The sequence below is a fragment of the Paenibacillus amylolyticus genome (assembly GCF_050990605.1).
GTDB classification, from domain to species: domain Bacteria; phylum Bacillota; class Bacilli; order Paenibacillales; family Paenibacillaceae; genus Paenibacillus; species Paenibacillus amylolyticus_H.
Genome location: NZ_CP158832.1, coordinates 472,706 through 491,695 on the forward strand (window position 1 = coordinate 472,706; position 18,990 = coordinate 491,695).

The 18,990-nt window shown below is 45.7% G+C and carries 16 protein-coding genes and 1 pseudogene; 11 read left to right on the top strand and 6 right to left on the bottom strand.

Annotated elements, in window-relative coordinates; translation table 11 throughout:
- The first annotated feature begins 5 nt into the window (after nucleotides 1-5).
- The 4 genes from ABTV53_RS02220 (at nucleotide 6) to ABTV53_RS02235 (ending at nucleotide 5,322) form a co-directional block, all read left to right on the top strand.
- The gene (locus ABTV53_RS02220) at nucleotides 6-1,364 is read left to right on the top strand and encodes an insulinase family protein (RefSeq protein ID WP_433750132.1); all 1,359 of its coding nucleotides are present in this window, start codon (nucleotides 6-8) and stop codon (nucleotides 1,362-1,364) included.
- A gap of 18 nt (nucleotides 1,365-1,382) precedes the next feature.
- A complete protein-coding gene (locus ABTV53_RS02225; RefSeq protein ID WP_433750135.1) occupies nucleotides 1,383-2,600 on the top strand; it encodes a M16 family metallopeptidase in 1,218 nt (405 codons plus the stop codon).
- Nucleotides 2,601-2,629: 29 nt separating this feature from the next.
- Entirely contained in the window at nucleotides 2,630-3,385 is a 756-nt protein-coding gene (locus ABTV53_RS02230) for a 4'-phosphopantetheinyl transferase family protein (protein WP_433750138.1), read from the top strand.
- A 125-nt stretch (nucleotides 3,386-3,510) separates the two neighbouring features.
- On the top strand, nucleotides 3,511-5,322 hold the full coding sequence (locus ABTV53_RS02235; protein ID WP_433750141.1) for a S9 family peptidase: 1,812 nt from the start codon (nucleotides 3,511-3,513) through the stop codon (nucleotides 5,320-5,322).
- 166 nt (nucleotides 5,323-5,488) lie between these two features.
- Here ABTV53_RS02235 and ABTV53_RS02240 read toward each other — a convergent pair whose 3' ends face one another.
- The 4 genes from ABTV53_RS02240 to ABTV53_RS02255 all read right to left on the bottom strand — a co-directional run bounded on the left by ABTV53_RS02240 (nucleotide 5,489) and on the right by ABTV53_RS02255 (nucleotide 11,727).
- Nucleotides 5,489-6,526, bottom strand: a complete 1,038-nt coding sequence (locus tag ABTV53_RS02240; protein ID WP_433750144.1) for a phosphotransferase family protein — start codon at nucleotides 6,524-6,526, stop codon at nucleotides 5,489-5,491.
- A gap of 21 nt (nucleotides 6,527-6,547) precedes the next feature.
- Nucleotides 6,548-7,522, bottom strand: a complete 975-nt coding sequence (locus ABTV53_RS02245) for an SMI1/KNR4 family protein (protein ID WP_433750147.1) — start codon at nucleotides 7,520-7,522, stop codon at nucleotides 6,548-6,550.
- A gap of 601 nt (nucleotides 7,523-8,123) precedes the next feature.
- On the bottom strand, nucleotides 8,124-9,155 hold the full coding sequence (locus ABTV53_RS02250) for a ribonucleotide-diphosphate reductase subunit beta (protein WP_105601435.1): 1,032 nt from the start codon (nucleotides 9,153-9,155) through the stop codon (nucleotides 8,124-8,126).
- Between the two features lie 238 nt (nucleotides 9,156-9,393).
- The gene (locus tag ABTV53_RS02255) at nucleotides 9,394-11,727 is read right to left on the bottom strand and encodes a ribonucleoside-diphosphate reductase subunit alpha (protein ID WP_433750150.1); all 2,334 of its coding nucleotides are present in this window, start codon (nucleotides 11,725-11,727) and stop codon (nucleotides 9,394-9,396) included.
- A 774-nt stretch (nucleotides 11,728-12,501) separates the two neighbouring features.
- On the opposite strand from ABTV53_RS02255, the gene ABTV53_RS02260 reads away from it, so the two are divergent.
- Nucleotides 12,502-12,828 carry an MTH1187 family thiamine-binding protein gene (locus ABTV53_RS02260; protein ID WP_421893138.1) on the top strand — a complete coding sequence of 109 codons (327 nt, stop codon included), beginning with the start codon at nucleotides 12,502-12,504 and terminating at the stop codon, nucleotides 12,826-12,828.
- A 137-nt stretch (nucleotides 12,829-12,965) separates the two neighbouring features.
- Here ABTV53_RS02260 and ABTV53_RS02265 read toward each other — a convergent pair whose 3' ends face one another.
- Complete coding sequence (locus tag ABTV53_RS02265) at nucleotides 12,966-13,487, bottom strand: stalk domain-containing protein (RefSeq protein WP_433754014.1); 522 nt, start codon at nucleotides 13,485-13,487, stop codon at nucleotides 12,966-12,968.
- A gap of 239 nt (nucleotides 13,488-13,726) precedes the next feature.
- On the opposite strand from ABTV53_RS02265, the pseudogene ABTV53_RS02270 reads away from it, so the two are divergent.
- Nucleotides 13,727-13,906 (top strand): annotated as a pseudogene (locus ABTV53_RS02270) (thiamine-binding protein); the annotation flags it as partial.
- A gap of 92 nt (nucleotides 13,907-13,998) precedes the next feature.
- Here the strand turns inward: ABTV53_RS02270 and ABTV53_RS02275 are convergent.
- Nucleotides 13,999-15,123: a PsbP-related protein gene (locus ABTV53_RS02275; protein WP_433750153.1), complete on the bottom strand. Its 1,125-nt coding sequence runs from the start codon at nucleotides 15,121-15,123 to the stop codon at nucleotides 13,999-14,001.
- A 443-nt stretch (nucleotides 15,124-15,566) separates the two neighbouring features.
- On the opposite strand from ABTV53_RS02275, the gene ABTV53_RS02280 reads away from it, so the two are divergent.
- From ABTV53_RS02280 to ABTV53_RS02300, 5 genes are all read left to right on the top strand, one after another.
- The gene (locus ABTV53_RS02280) at nucleotides 15,567-15,671 is read left to right on the top strand and encodes a hypothetical protein (RefSeq protein ID WP_017690880.1); all 105 of its coding nucleotides are present in this window, start codon (nucleotides 15,567-15,569) and stop codon (nucleotides 15,669-15,671) included.
- 43 nt (nucleotides 15,672-15,714) lie between these two features.
- Nucleotides 15,715-15,822: a sporulation protein YjcZ gene (locus ABTV53_RS02285; RefSeq protein WP_201028111.1), complete on the top strand. Its 108-nt coding sequence runs from the start codon at nucleotides 15,715-15,717 to the stop codon at nucleotides 15,820-15,822.
- 263 nt (nucleotides 15,823-16,085) lie between these two features.
- Entirely contained in the window at nucleotides 16,086-16,391 is a 306-nt protein-coding gene (locus ABTV53_RS02290; RefSeq protein ID WP_433750156.1) for a hypothetical protein, read from the top strand.
- A gap of 889 nt (nucleotides 16,392-17,280) precedes the next feature.
- Nucleotides 17,281-17,877 carry an RNA polymerase sigma factor gene (locus tag ABTV53_RS02295; RefSeq protein WP_433750159.1) on the top strand — a complete coding sequence of 199 codons (597 nt, stop codon included), beginning with the start codon at nucleotides 17,281-17,283 and terminating at the stop codon, nucleotides 17,875-17,877.
- Nucleotides 17,874-18,857 carry an anti-sigma factor domain-containing protein gene (locus tag ABTV53_RS02300; protein WP_433750162.1) on the top strand — a complete coding sequence of 328 codons (984 nt, stop codon included), beginning with the start codon at nucleotides 17,874-17,876 and terminating at the stop codon, nucleotides 18,855-18,857. Before ABTV53_RS02295 ends, ABTV53_RS02300 begins: the two co-directional genes overlap by 4 nt.
- The last annotated feature ends 133 nt before the right edge of the window (nucleotides 18,858-18,990 follow it).

Below are 18,990 nucleotides of genomic sequence, written 5' to 3' on the forward strand. Positions count from 1 at the left end.
TGGGGATGCAATCTTTTACAACTGAGAGGCGGAACAATCTGTCGGTGCATATGCTGCCAACACAACAATATGCCAATCATTACGTACAGATCAATCTGATCAATACACAGCAAACCATACCCTCAGCAATATTTGTCATGATCGTTCGTTTGTTAATGAACAGCTGTCGGCGCTTTCCCTCGAACAGGCTGCTTCAGCAACAGTTATGGTCCCTGTATGGTGCAGAACTGACCTGTCGTTTTGATTACAAAGGCGATACTCAGATTGCCTCGATCACGCTGCGCATACCTCGTATAACAGCAGATAAGTTAATAACTGGAACACAGATGGAAACCATACATAGCGCTTTGCAATTACTCGCAGGCTTGTTGTATGACCCAGCGGTTGATGATCATGGCATGTTCGAAGAGATGAAAGTAAAGGATGAAATGGCTTGGACTGAACAGCATATCGCGCATGATGGAACGGATTGGGACAAGGTGGTGCAGAGCCGTTGTCTGGAATGGATGGGATATGAAGGGCAGAATCGCCAATTGGCTCTGGATGAACTACGGCATTGTGTCATATCTCATGAGTTGTTTCGGCACTATCAGGCATTGATCCAAATTCCGATCCATGTTCATGTTCTTGGCGATATTCATCCTGGAGTAATTAGGGACCTGATCTGGGAACAATTTGAATGTGGGAACAGGGGAGTGTTCAAACGCTGTTGTTCGGAGAGGGAATCAGAACTACATCCAATCAATACACAATATCCAGGAGAGGAAGAAGTAGTGGGACGACAAGGTAATCCTGCCGAGCAGCAGGAGGCTGAAGCCATGATGATGGAACTGTTGGACATTCACCAGTGCAAGATCAATGTTACTTATCGTACAGGTATTCGATATGGATCTGCTTTATATCCGGCTCTGTTTGTATTGCATACCTTATTTGGAGCGACACCCGCGTCCCGGTTGCAGGTTGGATTACGTGAACGTTCCCAGTTGGTATATCAGGTTACCACCACACTGGATGATTTTCGGGAAACCCTTCACATTACAACGGGCACCAGTAGTGCTAACGTGACAGATGTCCTCGAAGGCATCGATACGGAATGGAAGAGAATCTGTGACGGAGATGTATCCGAGAGAGAGTTATATACCGCTGTGCAGAATGTGATGCATTATGTTCAGGTCGGATTCGATCTGCCACATCAGGTCATTACAAATCATATGGATCAGATGTTGAGCGGAAGTCAGATGACTACTGCACAATTCCTTGAAGAGATAGCGAGAGTGACTCCTGAAGAAGTAGCTTTCGTTGCTACCAGGTTGAGGAAAGAGGTCACATGGATTTTGTACCCTGAGAGTGAATATTCCGCATAGTTACAGGAGGTGAATATCATGAATAGTACAACAGAGCATTCTTATGTCTGCAAGCGTTTATCCAACGGCCTGAACGTGATTATACTGCCACAACCCCAGTATAATCACACGTTTGTATCCTGTTCTGTGCCCTATGGGTCCATTCACGATATTACGCTTGCGGGTACGGCACATTTTCTTGAACACATGATGTTTTACAATCCCGATGGTCAGTCGGTCAAATCACTTCTTCATGCCGAAGGGGCTTCAACGTCGGCGCTGACGCGTTATGATGTAACGACGTATCAACTTGCTTGTACAGGCAATCTAAGGAGCAGCCTTCAACTTTTTATGCATATGATTGCAACTCCCTACTTCACGAAAAAAAACATTGAACATGAGCGGGCGGCGATTCATCAGGAACTGGAGATGTACAAGGATCAACCCTCCTGGCTTGCACTCCAGCAATTGTTACAGATGATGTATGGTAACGACCACCCAATCATTCTGGATGTAGCAGGCACACCAGAGAGTATTGCCGATATTACCGTAGAGTGGCTGAATAATGCCTATACAAGTCATTATACGGCTTCTCGAATGTCTGTCGCTGTAGTGGGTCCTGTTGAACCAACGGAGATATTCGAATGGTTGGAGAATTATTCAATGACTCAAGCCAAGATCATGTCCCCTGCTCCATTCATTCAGCCGTTGCAGGAACAGGACGAGACGTATAAGGAAATGAATGGTGGATCGTCAATACCTCTTGTCCGGTTTGGCTTTAAGGAAGAAAGGCCGGTTACGCAATTGGAGACTCAGGTTGCAACCATGATTGGTATCGAAGCCCTTCTAGGAGAGACTTCAACATTCTTCACAGAGAGTGTGAAGTCAGGTTTGCTCGGGAAGGGGAGTCATTGGGATCACTATTACAGGCAGGAATTTGCTTTCTCCAATGTCTGTGGGTATTCCGTTGATCCCGTTGAATTACATCAACGAGTTAAGGAAGAATGCAGTCGCATTCAGGACCGGATGCTCTCTTCCGAAGATATACACTATGCTCGGATGAAGTGGATCAGTAATCACTATGCAGATATGGATTCATTGAAAAAACGTTGCATGCACATCTCTGAATATGGCGTTATCGGGCTGGATTACATGCAAATGAGCGAATGTGCTATGAAACTGACGGATGAGGAGATCGGAATCCAACTAAAACGTATAGCGAAACCGGGGCATCTGAGGATGTCCGTTGTTTGTTGAGCAAGAAGAGTAGGGAAAGGAGTGAGCTTATGAAACCTGCAGTTACAGGATGGCAGGAATCCGCTGCGGTTCATTTTGTGGCAAATGAAGTACATATCTGGACGCAGCCTCTTCCGAACAAGGGAGAGGATTTTTTGTCAGGGTTGGATATAGATACCTGTGTACTGAGCCAGGATGAGATTGAACGTGTACAGAGAAAACAGAAACAATCCATACATGATGCTCAGAAGCTGGTTATGTCGCGCACATTTCTGAGAGAAGTACTGTCCATGTACATGAGTCAATCAGCGTCAGATATTCATATTGAATATGGGACTTCAGGCAAACCCCATGTTCATAGCGGACCACAATTTAACCTTTCTCATACGGAAGGATGTTGTGTACTGGCTTTAGCGGCTCATACAGAGCTGGGAATTGATCTTGAGCATGTACGTCCGTTGTTGCGGATGAGTGCAATAATCAGGCGATTTATGACGGAAGAGGAGAAGTGTTATGTACTGGATCACAGGGAGGAAGAGCAGGTAACGATCCGGCGTGTTTGGCAAGTTCTCACACAAAAAGAGGCTTGGATTAAGGCGTGTGGTCAATCCCTGTCCGGACAGTGGCGAAAACTGAATACGATGGGAGGAGGGTTAGATGGGCATCACGTTGTGGAACGGGAAGGGCAACATTATAATTTGCATTCTTTGAACGTAGGTCCGAATTATTCCGCCACCTTATGCACTACAGGGAAGACAAAGCCACTTGTACGCTGGATGAATATTGCTGATAATAAACAAAGCTAAGGATAATTTTAAAATTATAACTCACATATCTATTGTCTAAACATTGGCATTACCTATAATATGGACAAATGGTACCTTAATTTACCAATGTTAAATTCATTGGTTCAATTCCAAGGAGGTTTGTCATGATTCAGTTCCCCAAACCGGATGTCGAGCAATATTTCCAGACGTACCGTATTTCGCATTTTGCCGTATCGGCAGATGAGAAACGTTTGTTCATGGACAGCAACCTGAACGGCCAGCCGAATATTTGGGCGATGGATTTGCCTGGAGGATACCCGTATCCTTTAACGTACTTGAATCAGAGCAGTCAATTTATCAAAGCAGACCCGCAAGGACGTCATCTTCTTACCGCGTTTGATCGGGATGGAGATGAGAACTATCATCTGTATGCACTTCCACCCGAGGGTGGTGTCCCGCTGCCAGTGGTTCCGGCAGAACCGAATGATCGTTGTTATTTCTCTGAGTTGTCCGAGGATGGACAACGTCTCTATTATGTCACCAGCGCGGGTAATCCGAACTATCTGAATTCACGCCGCATCGATCTGGAGACAGGTGAAGATGAACTGTTATACAGTGGAGAAGAGGTTACGAGCAGCCTGTTTGCTGTAAGTCCTGACGAGAAGAGTTATGTTATTTTAAAAATGTACTCCAATACGTATCAGACGGCGCATCTGTATCGTAACAATGAAGAAATGGTCATTCTGCCAGCCTCAGAACGTCATAGTCAGGTATCGGATCTGATTTTTGCAGATGACAATCGCCTTCTGTTCATTACCAATGATGGCTCGGCATATTCCTATGTGGCTGAATATCGCATCGATACCCGTGAATTCCGTCTAGTGTGCCATATCGAAGGGGAAGATGTGGAGTTCATCCGCTGGCATCAGGCTTCCGAGACCTTATATTTCTGGACACTTACAGGGCCGGAGAATCGTATGTACGTATTGGGCAAAAATGCCGATGAGCCTCGGCGCATAGCGATGCCGCTGGATACGATAGAGCAGGTCAACGTTACGAAGGCTGGTAATGTGTATATCCTTGGACGTGGAGCAATCCAGCCGCATAACATATATCGCAAAATGGCAGGTGCTGAGTCCTGGGAGCCGCTGACGGCCAATCGGGTAACGGGACTTGACCCAAGTGATCTCGTGTACCCTGACGTTATTCAGTATAACTCCTACGACGGACTGGAGATCGAAGCGCTCTTGTTCAAAGCAAAGCCAGAGCAGGCCAATGGCTACACGGTATTTTGGCCTCATGGTGGGCCGCAAGCATCCGAAGCGAAGTTTTTTCGACCGATGTTCCAGATGATGCTCGCTCAGGGCTATCATGTCTTTGCACCGAACTTCCGGGGCAGTACCGGATATGGTGCGGAATTCGTCAAGATGGTTGAGCGTGATTGGGGTGAGGGTCCAAGGCTGGACTGTGTTGCCGGGATCAACTGGCTGTTTGATCAGGGAATCACCTCGCCAGAGCGGTTGTTTGTAGTAGGTGGAAGTTATGGGGGATATATGACCCTGTTATTGGCAGGTCGCCATCCGGAGCTGTTCCGGGCTGCGGTCGATATTTTTGGGCCAAGTAACCTGTTCACATTCCTGGAATCCGTACCGGAAGACTGGAAGCCGATGATGGATAACTGGCTGGGTGATCCGGTCCGTGATCGTGAACGCTTAACGAAGGATTCACCGATTACGTATCTCGATCAGATGGTTAACCCGATGCTGGTCATTCAGGGTGCCAATGATCCAAGGGTCGTGAAGGCCGAATCCGATCAGATCGTGGCTGCGCTCCAGTCTAAGGGACTTGATGTGGAATACATCGTTCTGGATGATGAGGGACATGGCTTTTCCAGAAAGACTAACGAGATTCTTGTGTACCGCAAGATGCTGGAGTTTTTGCAGAAACATCAGGAGTCACCCGTCGCACAAGCTTAAGTTGAGGGATTTCATCGTTGATTGAAATATAATGAGTGACAAAAACCGCCAAAGATCAAGGATGATCTTTGGCGGTTATATCCGTGCGTCCAGATGTTGGGCGACATATATGGAACGATACATACATTAGTTTGGAGGCCGCTATCCTTGAGCGACCTGTCCAAATCTACTCATCCAGCAATGCGAGAATTGTATCGATGGACTGCTGAGCCCACTGTGCAAAAGGCAGGTCGGCTGCCCATGTTACTTGTCCTGTCGCTTTGGCTTCGCCCCACCACAAGATACGTTGATAGAGTAGGTGCATGCTGAGACGTGTACGGAAGTGTTGGCATTTCTCCTCATCTGCTACACAGACCAGATCCCGATAGCAGCGAAGGAACTGTGCGGCCAGTTCTGGTTGACCCTCACGAACATACCTGGTGGATATTTTGGTTAGGTCGGCAGTGCCGTCTCCGAAATAGGCGGTTGTAAAATCAAACAGACCACTAATCTGCCACCCTGAAGAATGGTCGTCCAGATTTTGAATAAGAATATTCTCGACCTTGAAGTCTCCCATGACAAAACACGGAACAGCTTTGGACCGAAATGCCGGTTCAACATTCTTGAATTGTTCGTCCACCCACTGAACATCTTCATCCGTAATCACCGAGTACTGTTCAGCATCATGTAACCAGTGACGAATGGTTCCGTACAACCAGTCCAGATAATCGCCTGCAAAGGAAACAATCTGCTGCGCTACAGGGTCATATTCCCCGGCATCAGGCACCTTCCAGCGGTGCAGTTCAGCCAAAGTATGAGCAAACATGCAGGCGATCTCTTCCTGATCTTGCTGTGACAGTGAAGCCTGAAATGCTGGATCATACAGGTGATTCCCGGGCAGGCGCGGCATGATGGCATAACTCCAGCCCAGAAGTTCGGTATCTTCCTGTAATAAATAGGGATCAGGGACAGGAATGGACGTATGTTTTGCCAGTTGTTCTACAAAGAACTTTTCTTCCTGTAACTGTCCTGTATATAAAGGATTGCCTTTCAGAATATACTCTCCACGGGAAGAGCGAATGAGCAATGTCTGCCCCATAACCCCTTTATCCGTTCGTCGATAATCTTCAAGGGTTCCCAGGTCAAGCTCAGTCAGCGCATTCTGCAATGAAACTGCGGCCACTTCACCAAGTTGATTGGAACCAAAATAGATACGGGTTGTCATATGGCCGGACCCTCCTGGATTTTAGTCCTCATTCTCTTCGTCAGATAGGTCATATATATCCTCATCGACCAATCCACGGATGAAAGCTTCAAAATTCGGCGCAAGATATGTAATCTCATAATCATTTTCCTGATCCACATGGACTACACAGGGTTCGCCTTCAGGACCACAGAAACGATAATCCAGCATAACAACATCATGACCAGCGGATGGACAATCACAGATCACGATCCCCAGGTCGGGGTATCCCCAATCTTCGATCATGAACCGGCTTCCCATCTCACCAGCGAGTGCGTATATTTTATCGTGTCCGATTCCCATAATGCTTGAAATGGCAATGTGATCCTCAGCCCAGGAAGTCGCTTCTTTGGTGGGAAATACAGTGAGCGCAGGGATACCGCCGTTCTGCGTATTCATCAGTTGAATATAGGAAGCGGGCAGCTTGTAACCTAGTTCTTGCTCAATAGACACAATTTCTGCTTCGTCAAAGGGAGCCGATACATGGTTGTCCCGTGCATAATCACTCTGCTTCCAGAATGTCGCAGGATCATAAGGCCCTGAAGCAGCTCTTAGATGGTTCTGTATACCGCTCTGCTCGAATGTGGCAAGCTCCTTTTCATGACGCTGGCGATCTCGACCCATCTTGTCCGCTTCGGGACGAATCTGACTTAAAAATTCAAGGGTGGATTCATCATGTGGCTGAAGTTCGTCAGCTCTCTCAAACGCCATTAGTGCTTGTTCATAGTCGGCGATATAACAGTACGCGTACCCCAAGCGATATTGCCAAAGCGGGTCGTTTACTCCTTGCTCCTCGACAGACAATAGTTGTTGAATGGCTTCGCGGTAACGTGCATCATTGTTATAGGCTCTGGCGAGTTGACCAGTCAGATCATAATCCCGTTCTGAGACGGGGATACGCTCGATACGTTCAATAATGAGACTGAATTGGTCCTGCTCATGCCACAAGTTGATTTGTTCCAGCAGTTCTTTTTCCATGAATAGGCCTCACTTCCGCAGGAGGAGTATGAATCTCTTCCCATTATATAATAAGTGTGTGTTGGTTGGAGAGTGTATAAATCAAGCTCTTCGTAGCATACTGTGTAAGTATACTTTAAGTTCAATTTATAAGTTTAAAATGTGTTTAACTTTGTTTAAGTATTATATTGGAAGTTAAACTTTACTATCCTATACAGCTTGAGTAATACGGATAATATTCGAAACGGAGGATTCATCGAGTTCTTGAATCTATTAGATTAAGAAATATCTCTATTAAATTATAATAGTTCAATGCTGATATGATGTTGTACATATTAATTAAAAACACTCCCTGAACTTAGGTATTATAGCCACAGTTCAGGGAGTGTTGTTTTTATTTATAGTCTATGTGATTAAAACGATATGAATTGAACTAATCATTTACACATTAACGGAGAAGACAGAAATAACTTGAAAAAGCGAAGCGTTAGCCTTTATCACCGGATTTTCCCTTGAGAAAGGGAATCAAAAAAATCTGGGGATAACAGCGATTGGAAAGTTGTTCTGTCATCGTAGTGTCGGTGTAAATAATTTTCAGTTTAATTCATTATGAGAATCTTTATTACAAATCGTCAAATCCGTTATCGTCGCCAACTTTACCGTAGTTACGGGATTTGGCTTCGAAGAAGTCGGTTTTGGTTGCATTCAGTGCTTCATCAGAGAATGGTTTGATCCAAGGCATGCAGTTTACATCCACACCTTCATAGGCTTTTTCCATACCCATCAGACGCAGACGTTTGTTGGCGATGTACTTGATGTAGTCTTCCAACTCGTTCAGGTCAATGCCGCGTACGTTGCTGAGCGTGTAATGTGCCCAGTTGGTTTCGAGCTCAACCGCACGATTAATTGTTGTGTATACATACTCCATGTTCTCAGGTGTGTTCAGTTCAGGGAAGTCTACCAGCAACTGTTTGTATACTTCAGCGAAGAAATAACAGTGTTGGTTTTCATCGCGCTGGATATACGAGATCATCTGGCTGGTTGCCATCATTTTCTGGTCACGGGCCAGGTTGTAGAAGAAGGCAAACGTACTATAGAAGAAGATACCTTCGAGTACCAGATCGGCTACCATAGCCTGGAAGAACGTCTGTGGAGACGGCTCGTCCCGGAAGTTCTGATAGATATCAGCGATGAAACGGTTGCGGTCAAGCAGGACTGGATCATGTTTCCAGTATTCGAAAATTTCCTTTTGCTCCCGATCCGATACGATGGAAGAGAGGACGTAGGAATACGATTGGTTATGAACAACTTCCTGCTGTCCGATAATGGCCGAGATCGCTTCGAGTGAAGAATCGGTAAAGTAACGTTTTACGTCACCCACAAACATCGTCTGCATGGAATCAAGTACCGCGAGCAGGGAGATGTTGATTTTGAATGTACGTTGTTCTTCCTCATCCAGTTGAGCAAACTGGGAAGCATCTTTGGACATTGGAATCTCGTCTGCAATCCAGTGGTTGAGCAGCAGTACTTTGTACAATTTGTACATATGAGGCATGCGAATGTCATTCCAGTTCAGGATACCGGAGCATTCACCTTCAATAATACGGGTTGACTGGTTAGGGGCTTCGGTGTTGAAAATTTTCTGTACTTGCATCGTCCGTTCACTCCTTGAATGAATTTACACTGTATAACGACTGTCCTCTTCGTTATCGTGTAATCATTAATTCTTTTATATATTAGGGTTGTATAATGTGGCATCTATATCAACATCTTGCGATGCTGTGATCGTGTTTTAGGCAAAAAAGAACCAGGGCAACGCCATTTTGCAATCAAAACAGGATGCCCTGGTGGTCATCGTGAATCTAGTCAATCTTCTCTATCACGGATAAAACTTAGCTTGCGCAAGAATCGCATTCTTCAATGGTTAATGCCCGGCTACGAACGTAATACGTCGATTTCATGCCGGCTCTCCAGGCGTGCAAGTGCAATTCCAGGAATTCCGTTGCTTTGATATCCGGACGAACATACAGGTTGAAACTCTGTCCCTGATCGACGTGGCGCTGACGTGCAGCAGCCATATTGATGGAAGCATGTTGATCGACCATGAATGCTGTTTTGTAATACCAGATTGTTTTTTCGGACAGGTCCGGTGCCGGGTTGGCAATCTTGTATGTTGTTTTCTCTTCATAAGACAACAGTTCATAGAGCGGGTCAATGCTGGCTGTAGAGCCGGCAATGATGGACGTGGAACCGTTTGGTGCAATGGCGAACATCCAAGCATTACGGACACCGTTTTGCTGCACTTGGGTTTGCAGTTCTTTCCACTGTTCTGTTGTCACGAACTCACCTACGCGCTCACCTGACGTGTACTCGCGTTGGTCGAAGTAGTGGCCACTTTCCCAATCGGAACCTTTGAATTTTGGATAATGTCCTTTTTCCTTGGACAGCTCCATGCTGGCTTTCACGAGCAGGTAGTTAATTTTTTCGTACAGATTATCGTTATACGTTACCGCTTCATCGGACTCCCAGCGAATGCCTTCGAGGGCAAGCAAATGGTGAAGTCCGAATGTTCCCAGACCGACTGCACGATATTGGCTGTTGGTGTATTGGGCTTGCAGCACTTCAATATTGTTAATGTCGATAACATTGTCCAGCATACGTACCTGAATCGGTACCAGACGCTCCAGTACATTGTGAGGCACGGCACGTGCCAAGTGAATGGAGTTCAGGTTGCAGACAACGAAGTCGCCAGGTACTTTGGAAATTACGATGCGAGTCTGTCCATCTTTGGTTACGAGTTCTTCCTTTTCTACCACAGTGGCAGATTGGTTCTGCATGATCTCGGTACAAAGGTTGGAAGAGTAGACCATACCGTGTGCACGGTTCGGGTTCGCGCGGTTAACGGTATCCCGGTAGAACATGTACGGTGTACCCGTTTCGAGTTGGGATTTCATCACACGTTTCATGATATCAATCGCCTGAACGGTAATACGGGACAACAGCGGGTGGTTAACCGCTTCTTCATATTTCTCACGGAACGTACCATGGCCAAAGGACTCATCGTAGAAATCTTCCAGTCCGAGCGGACGACCGTTCTCGTCTTTCCAGCCCATCACTTTCTTTGTTTCGTGCGGGCAGAACAAGCTCCATTCGCCACGGCTCGCTACCCGCTCCATGAACAAGTCAGGCAGACAGATCCCGTGGAATACGTCATGTGCACGCATCCGTTCGTCACCGTTGTTCAGCTTCAGATCGAGGAAGGCCAGAATGTCTTTGTGGAAGACATCCAGATATACAGCAATGGCACCTTTACGTGTACCAAGCTGGTCTACGCTGACCGCTGTATTGTTTAGTTGGCGAATCCAAGGGATTACACCCGAACTTGTGTTTTTGTGACCACGGATATCCGATCCACGTGCTCTGACTTTACCGAGGTACACGCCGATACCGCCGCCCATTTTGCTCAGACGTGCTACATCTGTATTGGAATCGAAGATACCTTCAAGTGAGTCGTCTACGGTATCGATGAAGCAGCTTGAGAGCTGTCCGGCTACTTTTTTACCGGCATTGGACATCGTAGGTGTAGCTGCTGTCATATACATGTTGCTCATCGCCCAGTAAGCTTCCTTGACGAGATCCATACGTTTCTCAGCAGGCTCCTGATGCATCAGGTACATGGCAATAACCATGTAACGCTCTTGAGGCAACTCCATCACTTTTCCGTCAAAATCGTGAGCGAGGTAACGTTCTGCCAGTGTGAGCAAGCCGATGTAATCGAAGAGCAGATCGTTGCGGTAGTCAATGCACTCCGCAAGTTCATCAATCTGTTCTTTGGTGTAACATTCCAGCAATTCTTCACGGTAGATGCCTTTTTTCACGAGATCTACAAGAAGAGGGTGAAATGCACCATAAGGCTCGTCCGGGTAAGACTTGTATCTGCGGTTGGTAGCCGCTTTTTTGTACAGGGAAGTGAGCAGGGAGCGTGCCGCTGCAAATTTCCAGTTAGGCTCCTCTTTGGTTACCAGTTCCAGTGCGCTCATCATAAAAGCGTTGCTGATTTCGTCTCCGGTAACTTCATCACGGCGGAGCTTGCTGTTTACCCCGCGTACCAGACGTTCCTTGTCGAGCATGTCCAGTCCTTCCAGAATACGGTCGGCATATACCGAGATACGCATATCATCAAAGGCAAGCTGGCGGTTGTTCGGCTTGGTCACAACTTGTGGCATGAATATTCCTCGCTTTCGCATGTTTAAGAGATAAATTGGAGAAATTCTTTATATAAAGAATTGAGTGTCTTTCTTACGGTGAGAAAAAGAAATAGGATTGCATTTTGCGGACTGAAACGGCGGCGACAGATCATGTCTTAGATCGCTCAATTAGAGAGCACAAAGCAGCACAATGCAGAACATGCTCATATAAAAAGCATTCTCCCGCCTCGCGGCTGAAAATGCCCATGGATGCTCTGGCTTCCTTACTGTCTTAGAGGTTCAGAAAATCGACAGAGAAGGGTGCTTATGTAAGCTTTTGTCTATATGCAGATGTGCCTGTAGTTTGAGGATACCGGATGCAGTCCAAGCAGCCCCGTTAACCTCCGTGTCAACTCTGTTTCGAGAAAGCGATTTACACCTACAGGGACGTGCCTTTGGAGGTGATTTCATCCTGTTTTTCGCGAGAATGCAGAAGGTGACTAATAGAAGCGGAGAAATCTAGTGTTACTACATTTTGTAGCTGTCAACATACTGTAACCCAACATATTGTGTTTGTAAAGTGGGCAGAACCAGTAAAACGTAATTCCGAGTATACCATTTAAGCCAGGAATCCGCAAAGGAAAAGGACTGGAAGATTTGAAGAATTATCAAAAAAAATTTTTGACCAATTTGAATGACGTCTTCACGTCAGTTTGAATTGTAACGTATTCAACTGGTAGAATAAAAGTAGTCAAAAATCGACTAAATTAAGCGGCAGCGGTTGTTCACGGGGCCCAGAGGAGGCGGAGAAAAATGGCAATAGCAGAAGTGACTGTCATTCCAATCGGAACGGGTACAACGAGCCTAAGCAGTTATGTGGCAGAGATGCAAAAGGTATTGGAACATCAACGGGGCATTACATATCAGTTAACTTCCATGAGCACCATTATTGAGGGACCGCTTAACGAGATCTTTACAGCAATTGCGGCTCTGCATGAAGCACCGTTTTTGTCAGGAGCTCAGCGTGTTTCCACATCCGTCAAAATTGACGACCGTCGTGATAAACCGGATGCCTCAAGTATACAGAAGTTACAATCGGTTCAGGATAAACTGACGTCCCTTCAGGCAAGACCTAATTAAAAATTAATCAAATGATCTTCATGAGGAGAAAACTCTTCATAGTTATTCGCAATGTAACTATTACTTTTTGGGGAATAAGAACAACAAAACAATCCTCGCTGAATTTCTTCCAGTGAGGATTGTTTTGTTTAAATAAACTATTGGATAAGCCCAGCTTTTTTTAGATCTCCACGATTCAGTACTAAAGAACCCTGTAATTTTTTGTAGCGAATCGTTTTGCCCGATGGATCTGCCACAATTTTTTCCTCGTTTTCCTTAAGACTATTGGCGTTGATACTTAAGATAGTTTTTAGATTTTTTGAGACGTTGTAAACATCCGCCGAATCCCCTTTTAGAGCAACTTGATATCCATTAGATGCGGATAAATCAATCAGGCTGACCCAATCTGCTTGATATTGACTCTTTGCAGAAAACTCAATGGAACGGGATGCACTTGTGTATTTTGCTTCATAGCCAAGAATCTTGGCAGCTTCACGAAGCTGTAGATACGTATTGCCCTTATAAAGCAATTGATCCGAGGTAACAGTTTTGGACTGACCGTTAACAATAATTTTAAAGTTTGCCAAAGTTGCTTGAACTTTTTGGGAGGTGGCAGCTACAGCCATTGTAGAAGAACCAACCAACATCCCTATGGATAAAGCAACAATAACCTTTTTCATTTTCACCTTGATCATCAACTCCTATGTAAATGTGTTATACCTGAGAATAATACCCTAATTAGAAAGCGTTGACACGGGTGTAAACTATTATTTTTTTGCTCCTTACGAATCAAAATTTTGCTGAAGCAGAGATAATTTGAACAATTAACATGGAAATATAATGAAGATGTAAATTAATGCACTCTTTAATCATGCATTTAGATTATGAATAGGGAGTTAAGCAATAATAACTGGACACACTTAACAAGATCTTTACAGCAATTGCGGCTCTGCATGAAGCGCCGTTTTTGTCAGGAGCTCAGCGTGTTCCCACATCCGTCAAAATTGACGACCGTCGTGATAAACCGGATGCCTCAAGTATACAGAAGTTACAATCGGTTCAGGATAAACTGACGTCCCTTCAGGCAAGACCTAATTAATTCCTAATTTAAATACTCTACATCCCTAAATCGAATGTCAAAAAGACCAGTCTTTTAAAGAGCCGGCCTTTTTGTAATGCTTATTTAACTGTTTAATCTGCAACTACCAATGAGGCTCCAATCAAAGTAGCGTTGGTGTAACCACCACCAACATTTTCAAAAGAGAAGTTGGTAATTGGCGCACCGATAACCGTGGCATAATCACCATCAAGCAGATCTCCGGTCGTTGCAGGATATAACGCTATAATATCGTTTCCGTTATCGTCCATGACATGAACGATAGAGAAAGTTGCTCCGAGAGAGTTATCTTCCTCAACTGAAATCACTTCACCGCTGATTTGTACGAATTGATCATAATAGTTAGCCACATTTTTATTCAGATGACGAGTCGTTACATTGGTGTCAACTAGCTCCTTCGCCTTTTTGCGGAGTTCTGCCGTGCTGGCAGGGAATACATCGCTATGCTTGCCAAAGAAATCATAAGATGCCTGCTCCATAAAGGCTATGTCTTCTGTAATGTAGGGAGTTAACTCATTAAAGAAATCCGCAGCTGATGCTGTGGCAGATGTATTTCCAGTCGTTGCCGTTGTTGCTGTTTGCTCCAGAGGAACAGTAATGCTTAGGGAATCCAAGATATCTTTGATCTCATCCTGATTATACGTATCCTTAGCGTAGGTTAACGTCATGGTATAAAGTTCTGTATTAGTTGGAATCAGATATTGGACAAGGACAACTGCTGTATCCGAGGAGTGCTTATACGTACCTTCCAATACACCTGCACTATATTCTTTATAAGGCTTGCTTGTGTAGCTGGTTTTTTTATAATCGGTAATGCCGATACCTGAACCGTTTTGTGTGTAATAATCAACCACATTATTGGCGTATTCTTCAGGATTGATTGAACCGGTTGAGTTGGCCTCAATCGCCAGATTCATATTATCTGCAAATGTGGCTGATGAAGATTGGTTTGAAAAAGCAGCTTTAATGGACGGAACGTTCATTTGACTTGTATCGACGCTTTTCCAGGATTCAGGATAGGCAAAAGAAAATCCTTCTCCACTATATGTAGTGTATTTCGTAGCTTTTGCTTCTGTTGAGACAGTTTCAGTTGCCTTGGATGCTTCGGACGTTTGGTTATTGGTTGTTGTGTTTGTTTCTGAATTACCACAAGCACTAAGTAATGTGGCTAATGCCAAAATCGTAATAAGTTTTTTCATTATGTCTAATTTCTCCTAATGTGCTTCCCATCGGTTGGGATTTTTTCTGAGGTCATCATTTCGTTTGGAATAATCTAATTTAGGCGGTGGGCATGGAAACTCCTTTCTACTTTATTAGTAAAATAATAACATAAATAAAGATTTCAGTATTCATAATTACTAAAAAGGTAATTTATCTGTATTTAACAAGTTAGAAGCTAATACTATACCGTATGGGTATTTATTTTGAACGATAGTACATACATTTGATGAATATAACCGTGAGATTTATGGATGACTTAGACATATTTGAACATAACATTCCGACTTAAGAACTGACCTTTTATGTAGGTGCAATTAGCGAATAGTCGGTGGAAAAAACAGCCCATTTTCGACCTGAGCCCGGTCCCATGTGTGATTGGTGCATATAGTGAACTGTACCTCAAATCAAAGGAGGGGTTTACATGAGTGGAGTAGTAGGTGGATACGGCGGCGCATGGACATCGACTGGAGCGATCTTGGTTCTCTTTATCTTGTTGGTCATCATCTCTAAAGCATTCTTGATCTAATACACCGCTTGGACCCTAATATATTCGTAAAGGAGGGTTCTGCATGAGCAAAGTAGTTGAAGGCGTAGGATACGGCGGCTGGACATCAACTGGAGCAATCCTGGTTCTGTTCATTCTTCTCGTAATCATCACTAAATCATTCTGGGTATAATATGGCGAACTCTGCCGGGCAACCGGTGGGGTTTTTTTCTAGAGGACAAGCATGGGGGAGAGTCAGGGAGAGTGGATAGCTTACGGTGAACGGAAGATTTGGATGGATTTCAAGAAATGAAAGGGCGGCGTATCGTTCGAAAATAGGGAAGGTTACCTAACGGCTAAACGCCCATTTTGTCAAAAGGAGGGCAATAGCCCGGTCCAGAGGTAGGCTAAATACATAGCTTAGGGGTGTAGGCAAATGTTAAGGAGGAATGAACAATGAGCGAAGTAAAACCAAACTCACCGAACGGACAGGGGCATGTATACGGACATATGGGAGGTTATGATCATATGCAAGGATACCAATACACAGGTCATGAAATGCATGGGTATGGATATGGTTGTGGAACAATGCCGATGGGCTACGGTTACGGACACCAGCCAAATCAAGCTCCGATGATGCATGGTTATCACCATGGTTGTGGAGTATCCTATGGTCATGGCGGTGGAAGCTGGGGTTCTATGGGCACAATCCTTGTGCTGTTCATCCTGCTGGTTATTATCTCCAAAACAATGTTTATCTAAGCATTTGTGGATGCAAGGAGAATTTGCTGGTCATGGAGCGTTACGATAGGTGCTCTAAATAAACACGGAGTTCCATGTTGAGGCATAACGGATCTATGATACAGAGCGGGGCAGCGTAGGGAATTATCCTGCGTTGTTCCTTTTTTTATTTTGGGATGGTGTTTTAACGAACTCCGCAGCCCCTATTCCATGAATTTCTGCCATTTCAAAAGTTTAAGGAATCGTAGATGTCCTATTATCTGGATCGGGCATCTGTAGGGTGTGCAGGATTCGTTAGCGTCTGGTGAACGTAAACAGTTGCTTTAGAAGCCAGGGGTTTTGGCTCCATGAATGAATGGTGTCCCGACAGTCTGTTGATGGTGCTGAAATGTGTATGTAGACATGAATAAGCACCCGGAACCCAATTCCGGGTGCTTGTGTATGTTTTCAATCTTCTCAAGAATAAGTGATATCCAAAACAACAAAAGCCCTACCTCTCTTTTGTCCTTGCGGCTCCGATGACCGCGCCAGTGTGAATGGGAACATCTTGTGAAACTCTGTACTACCGGGTTATTGTGATTCAGGTTCTTCAATCTTCATAGGTTAATTGTGCTTTAAATTCGCTGCGGACGCAGCATGAAGAAAATATTCCGGGGTTTAAAGAAGACAGAAATCATATGAGGTTGTTTAATACAACTTTTATAGTATACCACAGGTTGTAATTTTCTGCAATAAAAAGGAAAGCGCGACCAGAGCAATATGTTTTCGGACTGTTTCTAAGCTAGAAAGTGAAAGGTTAGTTTGAAAAGATACAGAAAATTTTTCAAACTATTTCTTCATTGGGGTAATCCTCTTCAAAAGATTCTGCGTAGGTTATAATAAGAGGGAAGAAACAGAAAGGGGCCCTCGCATGACTGAATCGATGGAGGACAGCAGGTTAATGCGGCAGATCGCGGAACGTGATGCCTCCGCACTGGAGCTTTTATATGACCGTTATGAGCGAGCGGTGTATTCTTTTGCCTATCGGATCGTTGGCGATCCCATGACGGCAGAAGAAACCGTTCAGGAGCTTTTTATGCGGGTCTGGGATAATGCTGAACGATACGATGCCTCACAGGGGAAGCTGACCACATGGATGTTTGCGATCACGCGTAACATAGCAGTGGACATGCTGAGGCGGAAATCGAAAGGGGCAGCGGCTACTTCAGTTGAACACGAGACACTGGCGGCCTATGCCGATGAGCATACGAATACGGAAGAAGAAGTGCAGCGTAAATGGGAAGGTAGCCGAATTAAAGAGGCGTTGTCCCAATTGAACGGTGATCAGCAACAAGTTATAGAATCGATTTATTATGCTGGATTAACCCAGCAGGAAGTATCCAGCCGATTCGGGATTCCGTTGGGTACAGTAAAGAGCCGTGTCAGGCTTGCCATGCGACAGCTCCAAAAGTTGCTGGCCGATGCTGAATTGCATCCGGACGCGGGAAGGGAGGGCATACATCCATGATAGAACGACATGAGGAGTGGTCTGATCTGGCACCGATGTATGTGCTGGGCGGACTGGAAGCAGAGGAAGTGGCGGCGTTTGAAGCGCATATGGCAACATGCGAACCTTGTCGCCAGGAGGTGAGGGAATTGCAGGAAGTGACTGGCTTCCTGCCACTTGCGGCGGAACCTGTAGCACCGCCGCCAGGCATGCGAGCACGTGTGCTGGGCAACGTGCTCGGACATGTGCAGGAGAGCGCCGAGGCGAAGCTGGCGGCTGCTCCTGCAGAGCCTGAAGCACCTGTGGTGCTTCAGGAGGACCTTGCGCCGCAGCACGAACGTGCGGCGCAGCCCGGGCCAGGCTTGCCGCCGGTAACGGCGGTGCCTGCGGCCCGGGTGGAAGAGGCTGCCCAGGCACAGCCATGGCAGCCACAAGCGCACGCGCGCGCAGGCATCAGCAGCGCCTGGCGCATAGCCAGTGCAGGCCTTGCGGCAGCAGCGCTATTGCTTGGCGTGTACACGGCGCAGCTGCAGAGCCGGATCGACTCGCTGACGCAGCAAGCGGCGGGCTCGTCGGCTACGCAAGAGCAACTGGTGCAGGCACAGGCGCAGAATGCGCAGCTGCAAGAGCAGCTGGCATCAGCTCTGAAGCCCGCACAGGGCATGCAGACTGGCGAGGCAGTGAAGCTGAATCCTGCAACGCAGGACATTGTAGCTCAGGGTCTCGCAACCATCGTGATTGACAGCAAAGGCACTCACCTGGTTGTGCAGGCTGAGAACCTGCCAAACCTGGAAGGAAACGAGGCTTTTCAGGTCTGGTTGATCAAAGGGGATACCCCTCAGAATGCGGGTACTTTCCTTAGTCGTGATGGGACGGGAGCGGTATACTACACATTGGATTCGGCCAACGACTATGATACGGTGGCCATCACGCTTGAACCGGATGCAATGGGAGTTGAGCCTCGCGGTACAATGATTCTGGCTGCCAAGATTAAAGGATAAATATAGGATATATCACCAAAGGCTGCTCCGTTGTGGAGCAGCCTTTTTGTGTTCTCCAGTTTTGGTGCCTACCCATTGGAATTTATTAATTTTTTTAGTCGGAGCAACCGATAAACAAATAGAACGCAATACC

Coding starts and splice junctions, on each gene's coding strand:
- ABTV53_RS02260 (WP_421893138.1), top strand. CDS start 12,502: ATGGCAATAGCAGAAGTGACTGTCATTCCAATCGGAACGGGTACAACG.
- ABTV53_RS02255 (WP_433750150.1), bottom strand. CDS start 11,727: ATGCCACAAGTTGTGACCAAGCCGAACAACCGCCAGCTTGCCTTTGAT.
- ABTV53_RS02300 (WP_433750162.1), top strand. CDS start 17,874: ATGATAGAACGACATGAGGAGTGGTCTGATCTGGCACCGATGTATGTG.
- ABTV53_RS02220 (WP_433750132.1), top strand. CDS start 6: ATGCAATCTTTTACAACTGAGAGGCGGAACAATCTGTCGGTGCATATG.
- ABTV53_RS02295 (WP_433750159.1), top strand. CDS start 17,281: ATGACTGAATCGATGGAGGACAGCAGGTTAATGCGGCAGATCGCGGAA.
- ABTV53_RS02290 (WP_433750156.1), top strand. CDS start 16,086: ATGAGCGAAGTAAAACCAAACTCACCGAACGGACAGGGGCATGTATAC.
- ABTV53_RS02245 (WP_433750147.1), bottom strand. CDS start 7,522: ATGGAAAAAGAACTGCTGGAACAAATCAACTTGTGGCATGAGCAGGAC.
- ABTV53_RS02250 (WP_105601435.1), bottom strand. CDS start 9,155: ATGCAAGTACAGAAAATTTTCAACACCGAAGCCCCTAACCAGTCAACC.
- ABTV53_RS02280 (WP_017690880.1), top strand. CDS start 15,567: ATGAGTGGAGTAGTAGGTGGATACGGCGGCGCATGGACATCGACTGGA.
- ABTV53_RS02265 (WP_433754014.1), bottom strand. CDS start 13,487: ATGAAAAAGGTTATTGTTGCTTTATCCATAGGGATGTTGGTTGGTTCT.
- ABTV53_RS02275 (WP_433750153.1), bottom strand. CDS start 15,123: ATGAAAAAACTTATTACGATTTTGGCATTAGCCACATTACTTAGTGCT.
- ABTV53_RS02240 (WP_433750144.1), bottom strand. CDS start 6,526: ATGACAACCCGTATCTATTTTGGTTCCAATCAACTTGGTGAAGTGGCC.
- ABTV53_RS02235 (WP_433750141.1), top strand. CDS start 3,511: ATGATTCAGTTCCCCAAACCGGATGTCGAGCAATATTTCCAGACGTAC.
- ABTV53_RS02285 (WP_201028111.1), top strand. CDS start 15,715: ATGAGCAAAGTAGTTGAAGGCGTAGGATACGGCGGCTGGACATCAACT.
- ABTV53_RS02230 (WP_433750138.1), top strand. CDS start 2,630: ATGAAACCTGCAGTTACAGGATGGCAGGAATCCGCTGCGGTTCATTTT.
- ABTV53_RS02225 (WP_433750135.1), top strand. CDS start 1,383: ATGAATAGTACAACAGAGCATTCTTATGTCTGCAAGCGTTTATCCAAC.